The sequence below is a fragment of the Exiguobacterium sp. s64 genome (genome assembly GCF_018618035.1).
In the GTDB taxonomy this organism is placed as follows: domain Bacteria; phylum Bacillota; class Bacilli; order Exiguobacteriales; family Exiguobacteriaceae; genus Exiguobacterium; species Exiguobacterium mexicanum_A.
Window position 1 is genome coordinate 163,735 of sequence record NZ_JACSLH010000006.1, and the last position, 20,230, is coordinate 183,964.

General features: G+C 54.7%; 15 protein-coding genes. All 15 read right to left on the minus strand.

Going from position 1 to position 20,230, the window contains the following annotated elements; translation table 11 throughout:
- Positions 1-15: 15 nt before the first annotated feature.
- The 15 genes from KNP64_RS10675 to purM all read right to left on the minus strand — a co-directional run bounded on the left by KNP64_RS10675 (position 16) and on the right by purM (position 20,220).
- A complete protein-coding gene (locus tag KNP64_RS10675) occupies positions 16-879 on the minus strand; it encodes a DnaJ C-terminal domain-containing protein (RefSeq protein WP_214793081.1) in 864 nt (287 codons plus the stop codon).
- Between the two features lie 141 nt (positions 880-1,020).
- Positions 1,021-2,193, minus strand: a complete 1,173-nt coding sequence (locus tag KNP64_RS10680) for a CamS family sex pheromone protein (protein ID WP_138860013.1) — start codon at positions 2,191-2,193, stop codon at positions 1,021-1,023.
- Positions 2,194-2,335: 142 nt separating this feature from the next.
- Positions 2,336-4,207: a DUF7507 domain-containing protein gene (locus tag KNP64_RS10685; RefSeq protein ID WP_214793300.1), complete on the minus strand. Its 1,872-nt coding sequence runs from the start codon at positions 4,205-4,207 to the stop codon at positions 2,336-2,338.
- Positions 4,208-4,448: 241 nt separating this feature from the next.
- Positions 4,449-6,443, minus strand: a complete 1,995-nt coding sequence (gene ligA / locus KNP64_RS10690) for an NAD-dependent DNA ligase LigA (RefSeq protein WP_214793078.1) — start codon at positions 6,441-6,443, stop codon at positions 4,449-4,451.
- 9 nt (positions 6,444-6,452) lie between these two features.
- Complete coding sequence (pcrA, locus tag KNP64_RS10695) at positions 6,453-8,669, minus strand: DNA helicase PcrA (protein ID WP_214764267.1); 2,217 nt, start codon at positions 8,667-8,669, stop codon at positions 6,453-6,455.
- A 38-nt stretch (positions 8,670-8,707) separates the two neighbouring features.
- Complete coding sequence (gene pcrB, locus KNP64_RS10700) at positions 8,708-9,385, minus strand: heptaprenylglyceryl phosphate synthase (RefSeq protein WP_214793075.1); 678 nt, start codon at positions 9,383-9,385, stop codon at positions 8,708-8,710.
- 93 nt (positions 9,386-9,478) lie between these two features.
- Positions 9,479-9,715, minus strand: a complete 237-nt coding sequence (locus KNP64_RS10705) for a hypothetical protein (RefSeq protein WP_138860017.1) — start codon at positions 9,713-9,715, stop codon at positions 9,479-9,481.
- A 12-nt stretch (positions 9,716-9,727) separates the two neighbouring features.
- The gene (locus KNP64_RS10710) at positions 9,728-11,110 is read right to left on the minus strand and encodes a TrkH family potassium uptake protein (protein WP_214793073.1); all 1,383 of its coding nucleotides are present in this window, start codon (positions 11,108-11,110) and stop codon (positions 9,728-9,730) included.
- A 36-nt stretch (positions 11,111-11,146) separates the two neighbouring features.
- Positions 11,147-11,452: a YerC/YecD family TrpR-related protein gene (locus KNP64_RS10715; RefSeq protein ID WP_034781303.1), complete on the minus strand. Its 306-nt coding sequence runs from the start codon at positions 11,450-11,452 to the stop codon at positions 11,147-11,149.
- Positions 11,453-11,519: 67 nt separating this feature from the next.
- Complete coding sequence (locus KNP64_RS10720; RefSeq protein ID WP_214793070.1) at positions 11,520-13,262, minus strand: adenine deaminase C-terminal domain-containing protein; 1,743 nt, start codon at positions 13,260-13,262, stop codon at positions 11,520-11,522.
- Between the two features lie 179 nt (positions 13,263-13,441).
- Positions 13,442-15,727 carry a putative bifunctional diguanylate cyclase/phosphodiesterase gene (locus KNP64_RS10725; RefSeq protein ID WP_371815329.1) on the minus strand — a complete coding sequence of 762 codons (2,286 nt, stop codon included), beginning with the start codon at positions 15,725-15,727 and terminating at the stop codon, positions 13,442-13,444.
- Between the two features lie 99 nt (positions 15,728-15,826).
- Complete coding sequence (gene purD, locus KNP64_RS10730) at positions 15,827-17,080, minus strand: phosphoribosylamine--glycine ligase (protein WP_128123953.1); 1,254 nt, start codon at positions 17,078-17,080, stop codon at positions 15,827-15,829.
- A gap of 13 nt (positions 17,081-17,093) precedes the next feature.
- A complete protein-coding gene (gene purH / locus KNP64_RS10735) occupies positions 17,094-18,614 on the minus strand; it encodes a bifunctional phosphoribosylaminoimidazolecarboxamide formyltransferase/IMP cyclohydrolase (RefSeq protein WP_128123954.1) in 1,521 nt (506 codons plus the stop codon).
- Entirely contained in the window at positions 18,611-19,189 is a 579-nt protein-coding gene (gene purN / locus KNP64_RS10740; protein ID WP_034781313.1) for a phosphoribosylglycinamide formyltransferase, read from the minus strand. The genes purH and purN overlap by 4 nt, the downstream gene beginning before the upstream one ends.
- Positions 19,186-20,220 carry a phosphoribosylformylglycinamidine cyclo-ligase gene (purM, locus tag KNP64_RS10745; RefSeq protein ID WP_214793064.1) on the minus strand — a complete coding sequence of 345 codons (1,035 nt, stop codon included), beginning with the start codon at positions 20,218-20,220 and terminating at the stop codon, positions 19,186-19,188. The genes purN and purM overlap by 4 nt, the downstream gene beginning before the upstream one ends.
- Positions 20,221-20,230 lie beyond the last annotated feature (10 nt).

A 20,230-nucleotide genomic window follows, 5' to 3' on the forward strand; every position in this document is an offset into this window, starting at 1 on the left:
GCTTCCTCCTTAGGCTCAGCGTTCGAGTTGTTCGTAAACAGATCGGTGGGCGGCGTCTAGCGGCAAATCGACTTCAAGTTGGACGAATAGATCCGTTCGGACTTTCGAAGCGGTCATGAATCCACGTCCCGGGATGCGCATCCGTTGACCAGGCCGCGACCCCGGTTTGACTTTCAGCTTGACCCGACCACCATCGAGTGTCGCCACGACGACTTCCGCGCCGTCGAGGAAAGCGAGCGGACGCAACCGTTTGACGGTGATGACGTTCGCCCCTTCGCGCCGGTACGTGTCGTCATCGGTGAAGTGGAGCTCGACGTACACATCGCCTCGATCGCCCGACTGTCCGACTTTACTGCTCTTGCCTTTGAGACGCAGCTTTTGTCCTTCATGGGCGCCTTGCGGGATTTTGACGTTGACCGTCCCCGTCTGTAGGCGCAGGCTCACTTTGGCCTCACTCGTCAATTGACTGAGCGGGACATTGACTCGGACCGTCTCATCGAGGTCTTCTTCGACCGCCTGGTCAAAGAAGCTGCCGAACATATCCTCAAAACCGAATGTGCGCGACGTCGTTCGTGACCCACCGCCGAATTGACGGAACAAGTCCTCGAATTGGGCCGATCCTTCCCCGTGCCCATCACCGCTGTACCCTCCGCCGAACGTCGGCCCTTCCGGACTTCCGTAACGGTCATAGTTCGCTTTTTTGTCAGGATCGCTCAACACGTCAAAAGCCTCTTGGATTGCTTTGAACTTGTCTTGGGCACCCGAGTCTTTATTCACGTCCGGATGGTATTGTTTTGCCAACTTTCGATACGCTCGTTTTATGTCTTGGTCGGATGCCTGCTTCGGCACGCCAAGGACATCATAATAGTTTTTTGCCATCTCGTTTCACCTCACCTATCCCTTTCCCGATTCTGTTAAGTCTATTCTACCTATTTGGTCAAAGAAGGTCAAAGAATTTCCTCGTTACTAGTCATACGAAAAAAAGAAGGCATTCGTTTCATCACGATGCCTTCTTATCGGTTAGAAATATACTTTCGGACTATCCATGCCCTCTTCAAACACGATCGTCACTTCTTGTTCGCCACCGAGCGAGGTGACGTTGATTCGGACGGGTACGTTCCGGTTGTATTCCCAGCGGTTCTCGAGCAGGCCGACGACGTGCTGCGTGAAGCCGACGAGTTCGGCCCGGCTATAGAACTGGATCGGAATATCGATCTCAATCCGTGACAATTCCCCGTTCTGATAAAAACCTTTCCCGATCATCCCGCTGAAATCTGGGAACACATCAGCGATTCGGTCGCTGAAGAGGGAGAATTTTTGAGCGTCATCGCGCACTTCCGTCGTCGCTTTGGCGGACGGGAAGTAATAATACGTCTCGTCGACATCTTTCCAATCACTCGCCGTCACCTCGCCAGCCGTGCCAACGAATGCCGATTTGACATAGTTCCCCGGCGTCGGTGACCCTTGCGACGCTTTCATATACAATGCGACGTTGATATCGAGATCTTTGAAGTCCTCGCGCTTGCGCAGTTGGGCGACGAGTTCATTCGCCATACGCTCTCCTTCAGCGATGACTTTCTTCTCGTCCAACTTTTCCGTATACGTCGGACCGAAATTCGGCGCTTGGAACACGTACTCCCGGTTCAAAATCAAAGCGAACGAAACACCGCCGAGTTGATAGCCGTTATCCGTTTTCGTCATATAGTTCTGTTCGACGAGCGACGCCAAATAGAGTGGCGACTTTTTATTCTCCTCGACGAATTGGTCTTCAGCCACTTCGGCCGTGCCGTTCGCATACGCCGGGTTGAGCGGGACGAGCCCTTCTGCCGTCTTGTCTTTACGGCCAAGCAGACGCGAGACATCTTCGCTCGTCAACAGCTGTCCTTCTTGATACGCATAGTTTTCCGGTTTGAACGCGCCGGTCGAGTGACGCATGAGGCCGAGCTCCACTTCTTCAAGTTCGAGCGATGAGCTCACTTGGCGCTGGGCCAAACCTCGGGCTGCCGCCGGTTTAAATGGAATGACCATCTGGTAATATGAATCACGCGCTTGAATCGCTTCTGTGACGCCTTCGGCTGCCGTCTCTTCACCCGTCGGTGTGACATCCTCTTCCCCCATCGGGATTTTCATCGAGCACCCGCCGAGGAAAACCGTCGCGGCGAGAGCTGGGATAATCAATTGTTTCCATTTCATCTATGTCTGAACTCCTTTGATGATTCGATTCGTTACACTTCGTCCATTATAACAAAATCGTCCGTCGAAAAAAGTGTCGAAGCGGAATCAGTCCCGATTCAAAGAAAAGCACCCCCCGACTCGTGTCGGAGGGCGCCTGCAATCATGCTTTTGTGGATGGACGGCGCTGATACGTCACGAACAAGAGCCCGAGCACGATCAAGACGAGTCCGAGTACCGTTCCCCACGTTTTTGTCGTGCCGGTCATCGGAAGGGTCGCTTGGTCTGGCGTCACCGGAGTCGTTGGTTCCGGCACATAAACCGATTCATCTTGGTCATCACGGTTATCGTTGCCCGGTTTTGGAAGGCTTTGCTTCACGTGCACCGTCGCCTCGGCCGTTCGGGACACACGCGCTTCACGATTGACCTCGAACGTGAACGTCGTCCGGTTCGTCAATACTGCGCCCGCTCGCACATCATAGGATGGCAAGAGTACTTTTTCCATCTCGAGCACGACTTCCTCACCTGGGATGAGTCCGTTCTCGACTTCAGCGAGAGCCTGCATGCCGTCTCGAAGCGTCTCGGTCGTCTCGCGCTGTTCTTTGGTCGTCAACGCCCCGCTCGTCCATTCATCGATGACATCGACAAAGTACAAGGTGACATTCGACGTGTTTGTGATTGTATACGTATAGCGAATCGCCTCGCCCGGGTGCACCGCCCTTGGGCTCGCCACTTTCGTGACCGTGAAATCAGCTTGGTTCAATAAGACGATCTGTTGACTCTCGGCATCGACGACCCGTCCATAGGAATCGGTCGCGCCGACCCGGAACACGTTCCCGATCTCAGGAGCGTTCGTCCGGTCATAGTCGCTCGGGATTGTTAAGTTGACCGTCGCCTCGACGCGTTCACCTGCCGCGAGGCCGTTCTCCCCGATGAGCGCCATCAACTGCTCACGCACGTCGGCATTGAATGCTTCGACCTTATCAGCATCGATGTCGCCGCTAAAGAACTCATCTTCGATGGAGGTGATCGTGAGCGCTGTCTCGCCTGTGTTCTCGATGACGAACGTATACGGAATCACTCCGCCGACGACGGCTTGATCAATATTTGCCTCTTTACCGACCTCGAGGCCAATCGTCTCATTCGGTATGACCGTGACGGTCGCCTCGGCACATTCGGCCGGAATCAATTCATCTGCTCCTTCAACACCGATACAAAACGTATTCGTCACCACCGTCTCATCTGTCACGTCTGGTGCGAACACATCGAACTGGATTGTCGTCGTCCCGACCGGTATCGTCGGAAACGTCCAATCGAAGGCGGGTGGTCCACTCACGGTCGTCGGGGGTACCGAACCTTCCGGACCGAGAACTTCAACCGAGTCCGCGACGACGGTCAACGCTTCCGGGACCGTGTTGGATACGGAAAAATTCTCGACAGGGGCGCCCGTCACATCGATGACGAGCCGATACGTCACTAAATCTCCGCCTAACACACGCTCGATTGGCCCGTCGGCACCGAGCACCAATTGATCGATGGCAACTACTGGGGTGGCGGAGGGTGCAGTCACTTCTTCTGTGACAGGTTCTTCTGGCGATGGCTCTGATTCAACGAGCGGAGGCTCGACCGGTGTTTCAACGTCTGGAACTGTCTCTGTCCCGTCATCACCCGGCTCAGTCGACTCGCCCGCAAGTTCCTCAACATGAAATGCATAGACCGCGTCCGGGAACGAATAAGGAACGCCCTCACCATTATATAACGTGACTTGATCGATGGTCGTAACGTCAACGTCGGCCGCATCCACCATGAACCGCCAAATCGTTGACGATTCACGCGCCCCGTAGTACGTCACGTCGTCGTAAATCAGGCTTGCGTCGTCGTACGCTTCGATTTCTTCAGGGCTCAAATCAATTTGTGCATAAATTGGCGTTGGTGTCATTGTCGTGTTCGCGTAAACGCCATTCGGTGCCCACATGCCAATGAATACGAGGACGAATGTGATGAGTGCAAAGATGCGTCGGTTAGTGTTTCGCATAATGGTCCCCCTCCTCTAAGGTGTCTGCCAAACTGTGACGAATGTCTGCGATGACACGCTCCGGCACGGGAGAGGGATAGAGGATGATTGTGCGCGAGTCGTGGTGTTAGTTCTTGGTGTCAAAAAGTATTTGTAGATACTATTCATTACCCTTCGCACGTTCCCACGAATCCGCCGTCATCCTAAAACAGTTGAAAATTAGGTCAATGAAAAAAGGCCTTCCACACGGAAGACCTTTCCTTCAAGATTGTTCTGCCAAGAAGGCGAGCAACGCCGCCTCATCCCACACTTCGATGCCGAGCGACTCGGCTTTCGTCAATTTCGACCCGGCTTTCTCGCCGGCGACGAGGAGATCGGTGTTCTTGCTGACGCTGCCCGTGACGCTCGCACCAAGCAATTCGAGTTGCTTCCCGGCTTCGCCACGTGTCATCTCATGCAGTTTCCCGGTCAAAACGACTGTCTTTCCGGCGAGCGGCGCATCGGCGTCGACCGGTCGTTTCGCACCTTTGAACGTCAGGTTGACACCTGCCGCGCCGAGGTCACGGACGAGGTCACGCGCTTCCGGCTTCTCGAAGTATAAGACGATCGATTCAGCCATCTTCGTACCGATGCCATCGATTGACGTCAAGTCGTCGATCGAGGCCTCCATGACCGCTTCCATCGTCTCGAACCGTTCCGCAATCAACGCGGCCGCTTTTTGTCCGACAAGGCGGATACCGAGCGCGAACAAGACGCGCTCGAGCGAGTTCTGTTTCGACTGCTCAATCGCCGCGAGCAAGTTCGTCACCGACGTTTCGCCCATCCGGTCGAGCTCGAGGAGCGCGTCCCGGTCGAGACGGTACAGGTCGGCCACGTTATGAACGAGCCCGGACGCGTGGAGTTGTGTGATTACTTTCTCGCCGAGCCCATCGATGTTCATCGCCGGGCGTGACACGAAATGAATCAGCCCTTCGAGCAGTTGGGCCGGGCATTCGGGATTGACGCAGCGGTGGTCCGCCTCTCCTTCTAAACGCACGAGTTCAGATTCACAGGCCGGGCAATGCGTCGGGAAGACGATTTCTGTCTCCTCCCCGGTACGCTCACTGACGAGCGCCGAGACGACGGCCGGGATGACGTCCCCGGCTTTCTTGATGACGACACGGTCTCCGATGTGGAGGTCCTTCTCTACAATGAAGTCCTCGTTGTGGAGCGTCGCATACGTCACGGTCGATCCCGCGACCGAGACCGGTGCGAACCGTGCGCGTGGCGTGACTTTCCCGGTCCGCCCGACACTGAAGTCGACGTCTTCAATCGTCGTCACGACTTCCTCGGCTGGGAACTTATAGGCGACGGCCCAACGCGGACTCTTCGCCGTGAAGCCGAGCTGTTCTTGTTCTTCGTAGGCTGCGACTTTGATGACGATACCGTCAATCTCATACGGCAGTTCGGACCGCTTCGTCACATACGTTTCAATATAGTCCCATAACTCATCAGCCGTATGACACGTCGTGTACTCTTGGCTGACGGCGATGCCGAGACGGCGCAAATATTCGAGCGACTCGTCATGCGAGGCGACGCGGTCGTCCGTCGAGACGAGCCCGTAGGCGAAGAACGCCAAGTTCCGCGACGCCGCGATTTTCGAGTCGAGCTGTCGGAGCGAACCTGCCGCCGCATTGCGCGGGTTGGCGAATAAAGGTTCCCCAAGACGTTCTCGCTCGTCGTTCAAATGTTCGAATGACCGTTTCGGCATGTACGCCTCACCGCGCACCTCGAACGTGACGTCCTCGTTCAACCGAAGCGGAATCGAGCGGATCGTCCGCAAGTTTTGTGTGATGTCTTCCCCGGTCGTCCCGTCACCGCGCGTCGCACCGCGGACGAACCGTCCGTCCTCGTATTTAAGCGACACGGCGAGACCGTCGAACTTGAGCTCGGCGACGAACAGCGGACTGTAGCCGAGGTCTTTCTCGATCCGTTCGACCCATTCGACGAGCTCTTCTTTAGAGAAGACGTTGCCGAGTGATAGCATCGGCGTGTCATGCGTCACTTTGACGAACGCATCGAGCGGGGCGCCGCCGACACGTTGCGTCGGCGAATCCGGACTCCGGAGTTCCGGATAGTCCGTCTCGATTTCAATCAATTCGTTCATGAGACGGTCGTATTCCGCATCCGGGACGCTCGGTCGGTCGAGCACATAATATTCATACCCGTATTGATTTAACTTTTGACGAATCGCTTCAACGCGTTCTGCCATCTCCATATAATCACCTCACGCTTTTTCGATTGGGGCAAACTTGGCGAGTAGGCGCTTGATGCCAACGGCCGGGAAGGCGATATCGAGTTCGAGCTGGTCGCCTTCGCCACGAGTCTGTACGACCGTGCCTTGTCCCCATTTTTTATGATTGGCCTTATCCCCGACGTTCCAACCGATTGATTCGGCGCCGGACGACTGGGCGAGTTTTGGTTTCGGTTTCGAACTGAAGCCGTTCACCGGAAGTTTCCCTGGTGACTCGACCGGATTCCATGGCATCGGCTTCTTCGCTTTGCCCGAACGCTCCAAGAGCGTCTCTGGCAACTCGTGCAAGAAGCGCGACTCCGGGTTGTTTTGGAAACGCCCGTACAACATGCGGGACTGGGCCCGCGTCAAATAGAGACGTTTCTCAGCCCGTGTGATCCCGACGTAGGCGAGGCGACGTTCTTCTTCCATCTCTTCCGGATCGTTCAAGGCACGGCTGTGTGGGAACAGCCCTTCTTCCATCCCAATCAAGAAGACGACTGGGAACTCGAGCCCTTTGGCCGAGTGGAGCGTCATGAGCGTGACTTGGTGCAACTCGTCGACTTCTTCGAGCGTGTCGAGGTCCGAGACGAGCGTCAAGTCGGTCAGGAAAGCGACGAGCGTTTGTTCATCGCTCTCTTTCTCGAAGTTTTGCGCGACCGAGAGGAACTCTTGCAAGTTCTCGAGGCGGCTCTCGGCTTCAAGCGTCTTCTCGATTTTGAGCATCTCTTCGTAGCCTGACTTCTTCAGCACTTCTTCAATCAATTCGGAAATCGACAAGTAGTCGGCCATTTGACGCAAATCGACCATCAATTGACGGAACTCGGCAAGCTTCGTCGCTGTGCGTGGGGCAATGCCCGACAGCTCGATGTCACGAATCGCTTCCATGAGCGACACACCCTGCATCCCGGCGAAGTCGCCGAGCTTATCGACCGTCGCGGCGCCGATGCCGCGCTTCGGTTCGTTGACGACACGGACGAAGGAGATGTCCTCGTCCGGGTTGGCGATTAAGCGCAAATACGCCAAGATGTCTTTGATTTCTTTTCGTTCATAGAACTTTGTCCCGCCGACCATCTTATACGGGATGTTCGACTTGAGCAGCATCTCTTCAAGTCCACGCGATTGAGCGTTCGTCCGATACAGAACGGCCATTTCGCCGTAATCGACACCCTCTTGGCGGAGTTCTTTCATCTGATTGATGATAAAGAACGCTTCATCCCGGTCATCTGAGGCGACGTGAAGGAGCAGTTTCTCCCCTTCGACGTTCTCGGTCCATAGCTTCTTATCTTTTCGGCTCGAGTTGTTTTGAATGACACCGTTCGCCGCTTCCAAAATCCGTTTCGTCGACCGATAGTTTTGTTCGAGCAAGATGACGTGCGCACTCGGGTAATCTTTCTCAAACGTCAAGATATTGGCGATATCGGCCCCGCGCCAGCGATAGATCGACTGGTCCGAGTCACCGACGACACACAAGTTCTCATGCGCTTGCGCGAGCAGTTTAACGAGCGTATATTGGGCCCGGTTCGTATCTTGATACTCGTCGACGTGGATGTATTGGAACTTCTTCTGATAAAACGCGAGCACGTCCGGCGCTTCTTGGAACAACTGAATCGCCTTCATGATCAAGTCATCAAAGTCGAGCACGTTGTTTTGCTTCAACTTTTTCTCATACGCCGTATAGACGTCCGAGATGACTTTCTCGTATGGGTTGTTACCGACGAGTCCAGCCGCGTCTTGCGGCGTACGGAGTTCGTTCTTATGGTTCGAGATCATGCCGAGGAGCGTCCGCGGCTCATATTTTTTCGGGTCAAGGTTCAGCTCTTTGAGCACTTGCTTGATTGCCGTCAACTGATCGGATGAATCGAGAATCGAGAAGTTCCGGTCATAGCGGATGCGATCGATGTCGCGGCGCAAAATCCGGACGCACATCGAGTGGAACGTCGAAATCCAAATATCGTCCGCGACACCGCCGACGAGGCGGGCGATCCGGTCTTTCATCTCACGGGCCGCTTTATTCGTGAACGTAATCGCGAGAATGTTCCACGGCGCGATCTGTTTCGACGCCATCAAGTACGCGACGCGATGCGTCAAGACACGTGTTTTCCCAGACCCCGCCCCTGCCATGATGAGCAACGGGCCGTCCGTATATTTGACCGCCTCCGCTTGCGGAGGGTTCATGCCTTTGACTAGTTCTTCACTCAAGTTATACATAATCGTTTCCTTTCTCTATCCAAACATTTGTTCTTATTTTATCGGAGTGCTGCGACAGTCGCAAGCGCTCCTTCGAAATTGTCATAAATCACATTGCCGACGACGATCGTATCCACATGTTCTGCCATCATTCGGGCCGACTCATATCCGGTGATACCGCCCCCATAAAACAGATGGGCGTCCGGCACGGCCAGCCGTAATTCTTGGACGAGTTCGACCGACCCGAACGTGCCGCTATACTCCACGTAAAGCGAAGGCAAGCGGAACAAGCGATGACCGGCTTCCGCATAGGCAACCGTCGCCTCGATGGACAGATCGGTCTTCGCCTCGGTCACCTGGGCCACTTTCGCGTCCGGATTCAAGACGATATAGCCTTGCCCGGTCACATCCGCATGAAACAAGTGTCCGTATCGTTCGAACGCCTTTGTTTGATGACCGATGATCCAATCCACAGTGCCCGCGTTCAATACGGTCGGGATGAAATAATGGTCGAAGCCGCGAATCACTTGCTCGGGATGGCTCATCTCGAGTGCGAGCGGGATGCCGCACCCTTCGAGACGAGTGTAGAGCGCGAACGTGTTCTCGGCGTCGACCCCGTCCGTCCCGCCGATGAGGAAAGCGTCCGTGCCCGAACGGATGAGCGCCACGAGCGCCGAATCATCGAGCGGTTTATTCGGATCAAGTTTAAACACGTGGCGCCACGATTGAAAATCCATTCGGCTTCCCTCCCATTTGATACCTTCTCTAGTGTAGCGATTTTTCCCGTCGCTTGCATCTGTTGAACAAAAAAAGACTTGCCGAGGCAAGTCTCAAGCACGTCTGGCGTGCGTCTTTTGTTCGCGTCCCGTCATCCATTTGGCGACGACGAGTGCGAACAATCCGTACACCGGGATGAACCAGAGCGGGTTGGCCAAAAAGAAGCCGAGCACTGGAATCTCAAGTAACGGTGAATCGGGCGAACAGAGCGCCGTTCCGTTCACGACCGCGATGAACGGCAAGACCGGGACGGCGAACACGTAACCAAAATTGATCCAAAAAGCCTTCATGATCTGAGCTCCTTAGCCTAAGATGATTGATTCTTTCGGATAGTTGTACATCCGTTTCGGCTGTCTCCGCTGCAAAATCAAGATGAAGGCGATGACACCGATTCGACCGATGAACATTAAAATCGTGAGTACCCATTTTCCAACGTTACTGAACTCTGCCGACAGACCGACCGACAAACCGGTCGTCCCGAACGCCGAGCACGCCTCGAACAAGATGCGGGTGAGCGATGCGTGTTCAAAGAAAGTGAGCACCATGACCCCGGTGAGCAGGACGGCGAGTGATACCGTGATGATGACGAACGCTTTCCAAATATCCTCGAGCACGATCTCGCGTCCGAAGATTTTGATGGACGAGTCCCCGCGAATGAATGCGATGACCCCGAGCACGGCGACGGCGAACGTCGTCGTCCGAATCCCTCCACCGACCGAGGACGGGGACGCCCCAATGAACATCAGAATCGACAAGAGCAACATACTGCCTTCTGAGAACAAGTTGACGTCGACCGTCGACAAGCCGCCGTTTCGCGTCGTCACGGACTGGAACAAGGAATCCGAGAGCGCGAGCCAGAGCGGTAATTCTTTGAAGGCGTTATTGTATTCAAATAGAAACAAGCCGACGGTCCCGACCGCAATCAAGATGAAAAACGTCGATACCGTCAATTTCGTAAACAACGAGAAGCGGCGCGGGAAATTCTCGCGTTTTCGCATAATGCGGTTCGTCAAATATGTGCGAATCTCGACGAGGACCGGGAAACCGATGGCACCACCGGTCATGAGCGCGATTTGCGTAAAGATAACGAACGGGTCTTCCCGGAACGGTGCGAGCGAACTGCCGGTGATATCGAACCCGGCGTTCGTCGTCGCACTGATTGAGCCGAACAGGCCTTGCAGGAACGCTTCGTTGGCCGTATCAAAGTAATTTAAGTAATGGACCCCAAGCAACACCGCACCGACCGCTTCAATCGTGATAACGGTGATGACAATCTCAGTGATATATTTGATAATCCCTGCCATCGACGTCTGGTTCTGGTCCCGTAAAATCAGCTGCCGCTCGCGAAAGCCAATCCGCTTCCCGAGCAAGATCCACATGATGACGTGCAAACTGATCAGACCGACCCCGCTCACTTGAACGATGAACAGGATGATGAACAGCCCGAACGTCGAAAACGTATCCGTCACGACGATTGGCGTCAAGCCGGTGACACTGACACAGCTGACCGCGAAAAAGACGAGATCGGTGAACGTGATGGTGACGCCCGGTTGTCGCGCAATCGGTAAAGCGAGCAAAATGACGGCCAACACGACCGCCGCGCTATAAATCAACACGAGTGTCTGGACCGGTGTCAACTTCCGAAAGAACAGCTGTAAATTTCGCTTCATAAAATTGTCTTGCATCTCGCCCCTCCTCTCCCATCAAAAACAAGATGACTCTTACGAGTCACCTTCTGATTGTTGTAGACGTTCAAGGGCAAGATCATAGCCGCCTGACCCGTAGTTCAAGCAACGCTTGACGCGGGAAATCGTGGCCGTCGAAGCTCCTGTCGCTTCTTCAATTTTATGGTACGTGCTACCTTCACGAATTTGGCGGGCCACTTCTAGCCGTTGGGCGAGCGCCTGCACTTCGTTCACGGTCGCTAAATCTTCAAATAGTTGATAACAATCTTCGAGTGTATCGAGCTTCAAAATCGCCTCAAACAGCTGATCGAGCTCTCGTCCTCGTAATTTATCGAGTTGCATCCGCAAGCATCCTCTCTCATCGTACTTCTTTATCATTCTAAAGCACGACCGGCTCGGACTCAACTGTTCATCGCAAAATTGCCGGAAATAGTATTTGTTTCTTCATCACTTCGTAAATTCCGAGCGGTGTGGCCCGCACATATGGCAAGTGCGTCGACGCCAAGAACAAGAGCGTATAGATTGGGTCTTCAAACTTGTAACCACGCGTGAGCAGCTCGGACCGCAACCCTTCTTCCTGGACAATCAACTGTTCAATCGGCTCCTTCGACGTCATGCCACAGAGCGGGAGCGGAATTTCCGCGATAATCTCACCACGGTCGACGAGGACGATACCGCCGCCGAGCTGTTTCATCCGCTCGAACGCCGTCAGCATGTCTTGTTTACATTTCCCTAAGATTAAGTAGTCGCCACTAATCGAATACGAGCTGACGAGCCCGCCAAAGTCGTGGGCGAATCCTTTCAGCACCGTATTGAGTCGCCATTTTCCTTCTTTATCGAGCAGCATGAGGAACGACTCGTCCCCGTCACGTGGCAATTCGTCTTGACCGGTGTCGTGCGAGATTTTGAACAGTTTCATGATGACCGAGTTGACCATATCGAGCCCGACAGGCATGCTGAACGACAGATCGTTCGGCGTCAGTTCGATGTCGACGTCCGTCGACGGCATGAGCGCGAGCGCCGCATCGACGAGCTCGTTCGGGAACAACGATGCCCCGTCCCGGTAAATCCATTGTCCTTTGGCGATGACGGCGGACGGGCGCGGCTCGTCGATCGCATCAAGAATATTGAGATGGGCGATGCGTCCCGGCGCAATCGAACCGAGGACGTGATCGAGCCCAAAGTGTCGCGCCACGTTCAATGACACGATGCGGTACGCCTCAATCGGCGGCAATCCGGCCTCAATCATGATCTTGATAAGCGCGTCTTGCAGCCCGTCTTGATAAAATCCTGGCGTCGACCCGTCTGTCGTGACCATCACATGATCGAACGCCTCGAGTCCGGCGTCGAGCAGACCACGGATGAGTCCCGGAAGGTCAGGACGAATCGAAGAATGACGGAGTGTCGTCGTATAGCCGTGTTCGAGCCGGCAGAGCGCTTCTTCGGCTGCCATCGCTTCATGGTCGCTGTGAACACCCATCAGCGCCATCTTCGTCAACGTCTTCGCCGAGGCACCCGGGAAATGTCCTTCGACCGGGAGCCCGCACGTCTCCGCGTCGAGCATCCACTGCAACATCTCGTCATCGCCTTTCAACGTGCGCGGCCATGCCGTCAATTCACCGGCCATGATGACGTCCGGATGATTGAACCAGTCGTGAATCCGCTCGGAATCGACAAGGACACTGTCCCGGTCGAGCTCGGTCTGTGTATCGAGACGCGCCCACCAATATGTGCTCGTCGGAAGCTGTTGGATCGCATCGAGTTGCGCAAACGCTTGCTCCTTATTTTGTAAAAAAAGAAGCATGTTGTCATTCACGAGCGTCGTCGTCCCACGCTCGCCTGCATACTTCGACAGCGTCGCCGGATTATAAAGTTGGAATGGATGCGCATGTGGCTCGATATAGCCAGGCACGATATATTTTCCGGATACGTCCACCGTCTCGACGGCCGCTTTCGGTACATCTGGCCCGACATAGACGATCCGGTCATGCTCGATCCAAATATTTGCTTGTTTCCACTGCTTCACGTACATGTTCAAGTACGTGGCATTCGTCAATACGAGCGAAGGTGGCCTGACTTGGCTCACGACTTCTAGTTGTGACCGAATCATCGCTTTAGACCACGGTGCCCGCGCCGATCGTTTTGTTGGCATCGAACCCAATCCTCCCTTAATCGCCTCGCCATTATTATCAGACAATAATTTTGTAAGCGTTTTCTTTCATCTGTTTCAAGTTTACATTTTCTATGAAAGGGTCGCAAGTTATGTTGCTAATTGTAACGGAATTCACATGAAATTCACACAAATAAAGACACCTCCCGCAGGAAGTGTCTTCACCAGTCATACATCGTGACCGTTTTCTTCAAGTAATGCTCAAGTTGTGCCAGCGGAACCGGTTTGCTGTAATGGTAACCTTGGATGAGCGAACTGCTATGTTCGAGCACGAACGCGAGCTGCTCCGGACGCTCCACACCTTCCGTGACGATATCGAGACCGAGTGTATGGAACGTTTGATATAACCCTTCAAGCAAGGCCCGGTCGAACGTGTTCTCGGGAATCCCTTTGACAAAGTTTTGATCGATTTTAATAATATCGAGTTGAAGCGACTGCAAGAACGAGAGCGACGATGTCCCGACACCAAAGTCATCGAGCGAGATTTTGACGCCGATCGCTTTGAGCGCGTGAATGAACTGCTGAAGCTCATACAGATTCCCGCCGACCTCACTCTCGGTGATTTCGACATGAAGGCGATGAGGGTCAAATCCCGTTTCGGTCAGCACGTGTTCCAATGAAGCTAAAAACGACCCGTCGGCGATTTGGCGTTTCGATACGTTGATCGAGAGGAACAAGTGATGTCGTTCCACATGATCCTTCATCTCCGTGACCGCCTGTACGAGCACCCAGCGTCCCAAGTCCGAGATAAGGCCGAGCTGCTCGGCGACTGGGATGAACAGGCCAGGGGAAATCTGACCTTTGCCCGGATGATTCCAGCGAATGAGCGCCTCGACTCCCCGTACTGCAAACGGCCGTGGCGATACGATCGGCTGATAATACAGTTCAAACTCATCATGTTCGAGGGCATGGCGCAAATCGCGTTCCATCTCGAGCGTCTGCAAATAATGGCTCCCGTCCTCGATTTCTTGGAACGTCAAGACACGGTTCTTCCCTGACAGTTTCGCTTCGTGAATGACCACGTCGAGCCGCCCCATCATGACCTCATACGTGTGTTGCGGCTCGGCATAGGTGAACACATCGATGCCGATTGTCGCCGCCATCCCTTTCACACCGTTGACATGGGCCCAGTCCTTCAAGTCTTTCGTCAAGTGCCGGGCGACCGGTTGGAGCTGGTCAAGTGTCCAGCCCGGATGGACGAGCATGAACTCATCGGCACCGATGCGAGCGACGAACCCGTCTTCTTTATAGAAGTTGAGCCGTGAGGCGAGATAGATGAGAACAGAATCACCCGTCCGATGTCCGTATTGGTCGTTGATCCGGCGGAAGTCATCCAAATCCAATCCGAGCACTCCGATCCGTTCCTGCTTTCCACGCACGGTCGAGAAATAATCTTCTAGCGCGAGCCGGTTCGGAAGAAGCGTCAATGCGTCTCGGAACGCCCGGTCGATCACTTCGGCGCGCGTATCTTCGAGTGCCGCGAGCACCTCGTTCATACTCGTCGCCATCTGTTCGATTTCGTCGTGGCTGTGCGCGTCCCGACTGAGGCGGAGTCGGCTGTCCCGCTCTAGTGTGATGATCTTCAACTCACTCACGATCTCCATCAGCCGCCGAATCACGACCCGGTGAATCGTCCATAACAAAGAGAAGAACAGACCGAACCCGAGGATGACGAGCGCGAGCATGCCGAGCCGCAACATCGTGACCGTATTTTCGTAGTGCGTTTGCGCGACGGTGAAACCAACTTCATAATCCGCTTGCTGAAACACCGTGTCGAGTGGGATCACCACATCGGTCCCATCCGTCCCGCTCTTGATGATTGTCTCTTCTAGACGAGCCGGCTGAATTGTCAATGGTATCTTCGTCTGGGCACTTATATCTGCCATGACCGTCGAATCGACGAATTCGAGCATGATGAGCGTTCCTTGTCGTGGTCCACTACTGTCACTTCGTAGAATCGGATGGCTGATATATAACATCGGGCCAAAATCACTCGCGTATATGCCGTTCTGTGCATCGCTCCGATTGGTCAAGCGAGAGGTAACCTCCCGGATGATCGCTTGTTGGTCGGCTTTCGACAAAGACATGTCTGTCGAACGAAACGCCGAGTAGAAAGCTTCCCCCTCGCTGTCCAAATAGACGATAGCGTTGACGCTCAAGTTCTCGAGCGACTCTTCACTGATGTTACTTTGGATATAAGCGGCATTTCGTCGCTGCACGAACGTGTACGTATCATTCCAGACAGCCCAGTCGATGAGTGTGCGTTCGAGTGTGCTCTTCCGATTGGCGAGCGTCTCAGATACGCTCGCGATTTGACTCTCGACCGTTTGACGATCTTGCTCCATGCTTTTCTCGATGAAATATGGTCGTACCCCAAAAAAGATGACACCGACAAATACAATTATATTCACGGCCACCGCAATCATGAGCTTCGTCCGAATGCGCACGTCGACCACCTTCTTCCTTCAATCTACTCCATTATTGTAGAGCAGGAAGTACGGATTCCCTTCTTTTCGCATGAAAAAAAGGACGGGTTGACCCATCCTTTAAAAAATCTGAGCCAACGCCCGCCCTCCGATATCACGCCGGTAAAACGTCTGTGGCAAATCAAGTTGTTCGAGTGCCGTATAGACGGCCGTCTTCGCTTCAAGCAACGTCGGTTTCGTCGACGTGAGGACGAACAATCGCCCTCCGTTACCGATGATGTGGGTCCCGTCCCGGGTCGTCCCCGCATGAAACACGAGCACATCGTCTGGCAAGTCGCCGAAGCCTGACAGTACCTGGCCGGTCGTCGCTCGATCAGGATAGCCTTCTGCCGCGACGACGACTCCAATCGTATAGCCTTCTACCCATTCAATCGGATACGGTTTTTGGTCCACGACCGCCTCAATGACGCCGAGGAGAGGAGATGCCAAGTTCGGGAGAATGACCTCGGTCTCGGGATCGCCAAATCGAGCGTTGAACTCGATCACTTTCGGACCATCCGCCGTCAAGATGAGGCCCGCATACAAGAACCCTTCGAACGGTGTGCCCCGCTCGACCATCGTCCGCGCCAGCGGGAAGAGGACGCGTTCGACGGCTTCCTTATACACAACATCATCCAAGTGAGGCATCGGACTGTAGGCGCCCATGCCGCCCGTGTTCGGTCCTGCGTCTCCGTCATAGGCACGCTTATGATCTTGTGACGTGATCATCGGGATAACGTGCTCCCCAGAGACGAACGCCATGAGCGAAAACTCTTCTCCATCCAAAAACTCTTCGATGACGACACGTGATTGGTCCCCGAACTTATCGGTATCGAAAATGTCATGGATGGCTGCTCTCGCCTCTTCAAGTGTGAACGCGACGGTCACCCCTTTACCGGCGGCAAGTCCGTCCGCTTTGACGACGAGCGGTGCTTCGAGTTGATCGATATGTCGGAGCGCTGACTCGGCGTCGGTGAACGTGTCGTACCCTGCGGTCGGGATATTGGCTTCGCGCATCACTTCTTTCGCGAACGCTTTACTGCCTTCAAGCAACGCCGCCGCCTTCGTCGGTCCGAAGATTTTTTGTCCTTGAGCTTGAAACACATCGACGACACCGGCCATGAGGGCCGACTCTGGACCAACGATCGTCCAGTCAACCGCCTCGCGTTTCGCAAACTCGACGAGGTCAGAGACATCTGTCTCTTCGATTGGTACACACGTCACGTCGCCCATATTAAGATTACCCGGAGCGACGAACACCTCATGTCCGTCTTGTCTCAACTTCCAAGCGAGCGCGTGCTCACGCCCGCCGCGTCCAATGACGAGTACGTTCATCTTATCGCTCCTCTCAATGTTTGAAGTGTCGAACTGACGTGAACACCATCGTGATGCCGTGACGGTTCGCCGCTTCAATCGACTCCTCGTCACGAATTGATCCGCCTGGTTGAATGATGGCCGTGATCCCGGCTGCGGCTGCGGCTTCGACCGTGTCCCCCATCGGGAAGAATGCATCGCTACCGAGCGCGGCACCCGTAGCACGTTCACCTGCTTGTTCGAAAGCGATTTTCGCCGCGCCGACGCGGTTCATCTGTCCCGCTCCGATGCCGATTGTCGTCTCGTCTTTGGCGACGACGATGGCGTTTGATTTCACGTGTTTAACGACACGCCACGCAAGTTTCAAGTCTTCCCATTCAGACGCCGTCGGGCGACGGTCGGTCACAATTTGGCATGACGCATCATCGAGTGTGACGTCGTCCCCATCTTGTACGAGGAGACCGCCCGCGACGGCTGTCAAGCGCATCCCTGTCATCTGGCCCATATCAAGCGTCAATAACCGAAGATTCTTTTTCTCTTTCAATCGGTCAAGTGCTGCCTCACTAAAGGATGGCGCGATGATGATTTCTAGGAAGATGTTACGGAGGGCCTCTGCCGTCTCCACATCGACTTCACGGTTCAAGGCGACGATGCCACCGAAAATCGAGACCGGATCGGCCGCATGGGCTCTTGAGAACGCTTGGCTGATTGTCTGTCCGACAGCGACACCACATGGGTTCATATGTTTGACGACGACCGCTGCCGGCTCCGTCAATTCGCTGAGCGCCTCGAGCGCCGCATTCGTATCTTGGATATTGTTATATGAGAGTTCTTTGCCATGGAGCTGCTCCGCGTTCGCGAGTGTCATCCCGTGATAGAGCGGCGTCTTATAAAACGCTGCCTGCTGGTGCGGGTTTTCCCCGTAACGGAGGTCTTGTACTTTCTCATACGTGACCGTGAGCTGTTCCGGGAACGTCTCGCCGATCTGCTGCCCTAAATAGTCGGCAATCAAGGCGTCATACGCCGCCGTGTGACGGAACGCTTTTGTGGCAAGACGTTGACGTGTTTCGAACGTCGTCCCGCCGGCACGAACCGCTTCGGCCACATGACCGTAGTCGGCCGGGTCGACGACGACCGTCACGCTGGCATGGTTTTTCGCGGCCGAACGGAGCATGCTTGGTCCGCCGATATCGATATTCTCAATCGCTTCATCATACGTCGCGTTCTCTTTCGCAATCGTTTCTTTGAACGGGTACAAGTTGACGACGACATAGTCGATTGGCTCGATGTCGTGGTCTTTCATCTGTTCGACGTGCGAATCTAAATCGCGGCGTCCGAGAAGTCCGCCATGTACGAGCGGATGGAGCGTCTTCACGCGACCGTCGAGCATCTCTGGGAACGATGTCACTTCCGAGATATTTTTTACGGGAAGACCGGCCGCGATGAGCGCCGCTTCCGTCCCGCCTGTCGAAATGAGTTCGATGCCTGCTTCATGCAACGCCTGCGCGAGCTCGACGATTCCTGTTTTATCTGACACACTCAGTAATGCTCTCACTTGAAAACCTCCTGTTGGATAAACACTTGTTGTAGTACGTGCGGATAGAGCTGATGCTCGACCGCTTGGATGCGTCTTGCCGCTTCGGCCGCATCACAGCCTGCGATGGCGACGTCTTGTTGGGCGATGATTGGTCCCGTATCCATCCCGGCATCGACGTAATGAACGGTGACACCGCTCGTCGGCACGTTCGCCGCGAGCGCCTGACCGATGGCGTCTTTTCCAGGGAACGCCGGTAAGAGCGACGGATGGATGTTGATAATACGGTTCGGATATGCTGACAGCAATACGTCCCCAATCAACCGCATATACCCGGCCAAGACGATATAGTCGGCGCCGAGCGTCTGTAACAAGACGAGAATCTCTTGTTCGAATTCCGCTTTTGACGCATATGCCTTCGGTTCGAACGAGAAGCTCGCGATGTTGAACCGATCCGCCCGCTCGAGTACTTTCGCTTCTGGTTTGTCCGTGACGAGCAGGACACATTCCCCTGACAAGTCGCCTCGGTCGATGGCTTGCCAAATCGCTTCGGCGTTGCTACCGGACCCGGAGGCGAAGATGGCAAACTTTTTCACTGGTCGACCCCCATGATGCGGACGCCCGGTTTGGCATCAACTTTCCCGATACGGTGCGACGTCTCTCCGGCGCGTTCGAGTGCGGCTTCGACGATTTCGACATCTTCAGGCCGGACCGTGATCATGAAGCCGATGCCCATATTAAATACGTTGAACATCTCTTGTTTCGAGACGTGCCCGACTTGCTCGAGCCAGTCGAACACCGGCAGGCTCGGCCAATTCGAGGCATCGAATGTGACACCGAGGCCTTCCGGCAGCATGCGTGGCACGTTCTCGTAAAAACCGCCGCCCGTGATGTGGGCCATGCCTTGGACACGCCCCGTCGCGATGGCCGCTTTCGCAGCCTCGGAATAGATGCGTGTCGGCAACAAAAGGGCGTTCCCGAGCGTCGTATCGAGCATGGCGATCTCATCAGTGTAGGCGAGCCCTTGCGACTCGACGATATGGCGGACGAGCGAGAATCCGTTCGAATGGACACCTGATGATGCTAAACCTAGGACGATGTCCCCCGCTTCGATTGTCCGTCCATCGATCAGTGCTTCCTTCTCGACGACACCGACGGCGAATCCAGCGATATCGTACTCGCCGTCCGGATACATACCCGGCATCTCGGCCGTCTCGCCTCCGACGAGGGCACAGCCCGCTTGGACGCAACCTTCGGCGACCCCTGCGACGATGCGCTCAAGTTTGGCCGGTTCTGCCTTGCCGGTCGCGATATAGTCTAAGAAATAAAGCGGTTCGGCCCCGTGGACGAGACAGTCGTTGACACACATCGCCACACAGTCAATTCCAATCGTATCATGTTGGTCGAGCGCGAACGCGAGTTTGAGTTTCGTGCCGACCCCATCCGTTCCGCTGACGAGAATCGGATGTTTCAACTGCATCGAGCCGAGGTCGATCATCGCCCCGAAACTGCCGAGCCCGGTCATCACTTCTGGACGCATCGTCCGTGCAACGTGACGCTTCATGCGTGATACTGCTTCATAGCCTGCTTCTAAATTCACACCCGCTTGTTCATATCTTAAACTCATCGTCAGTCCC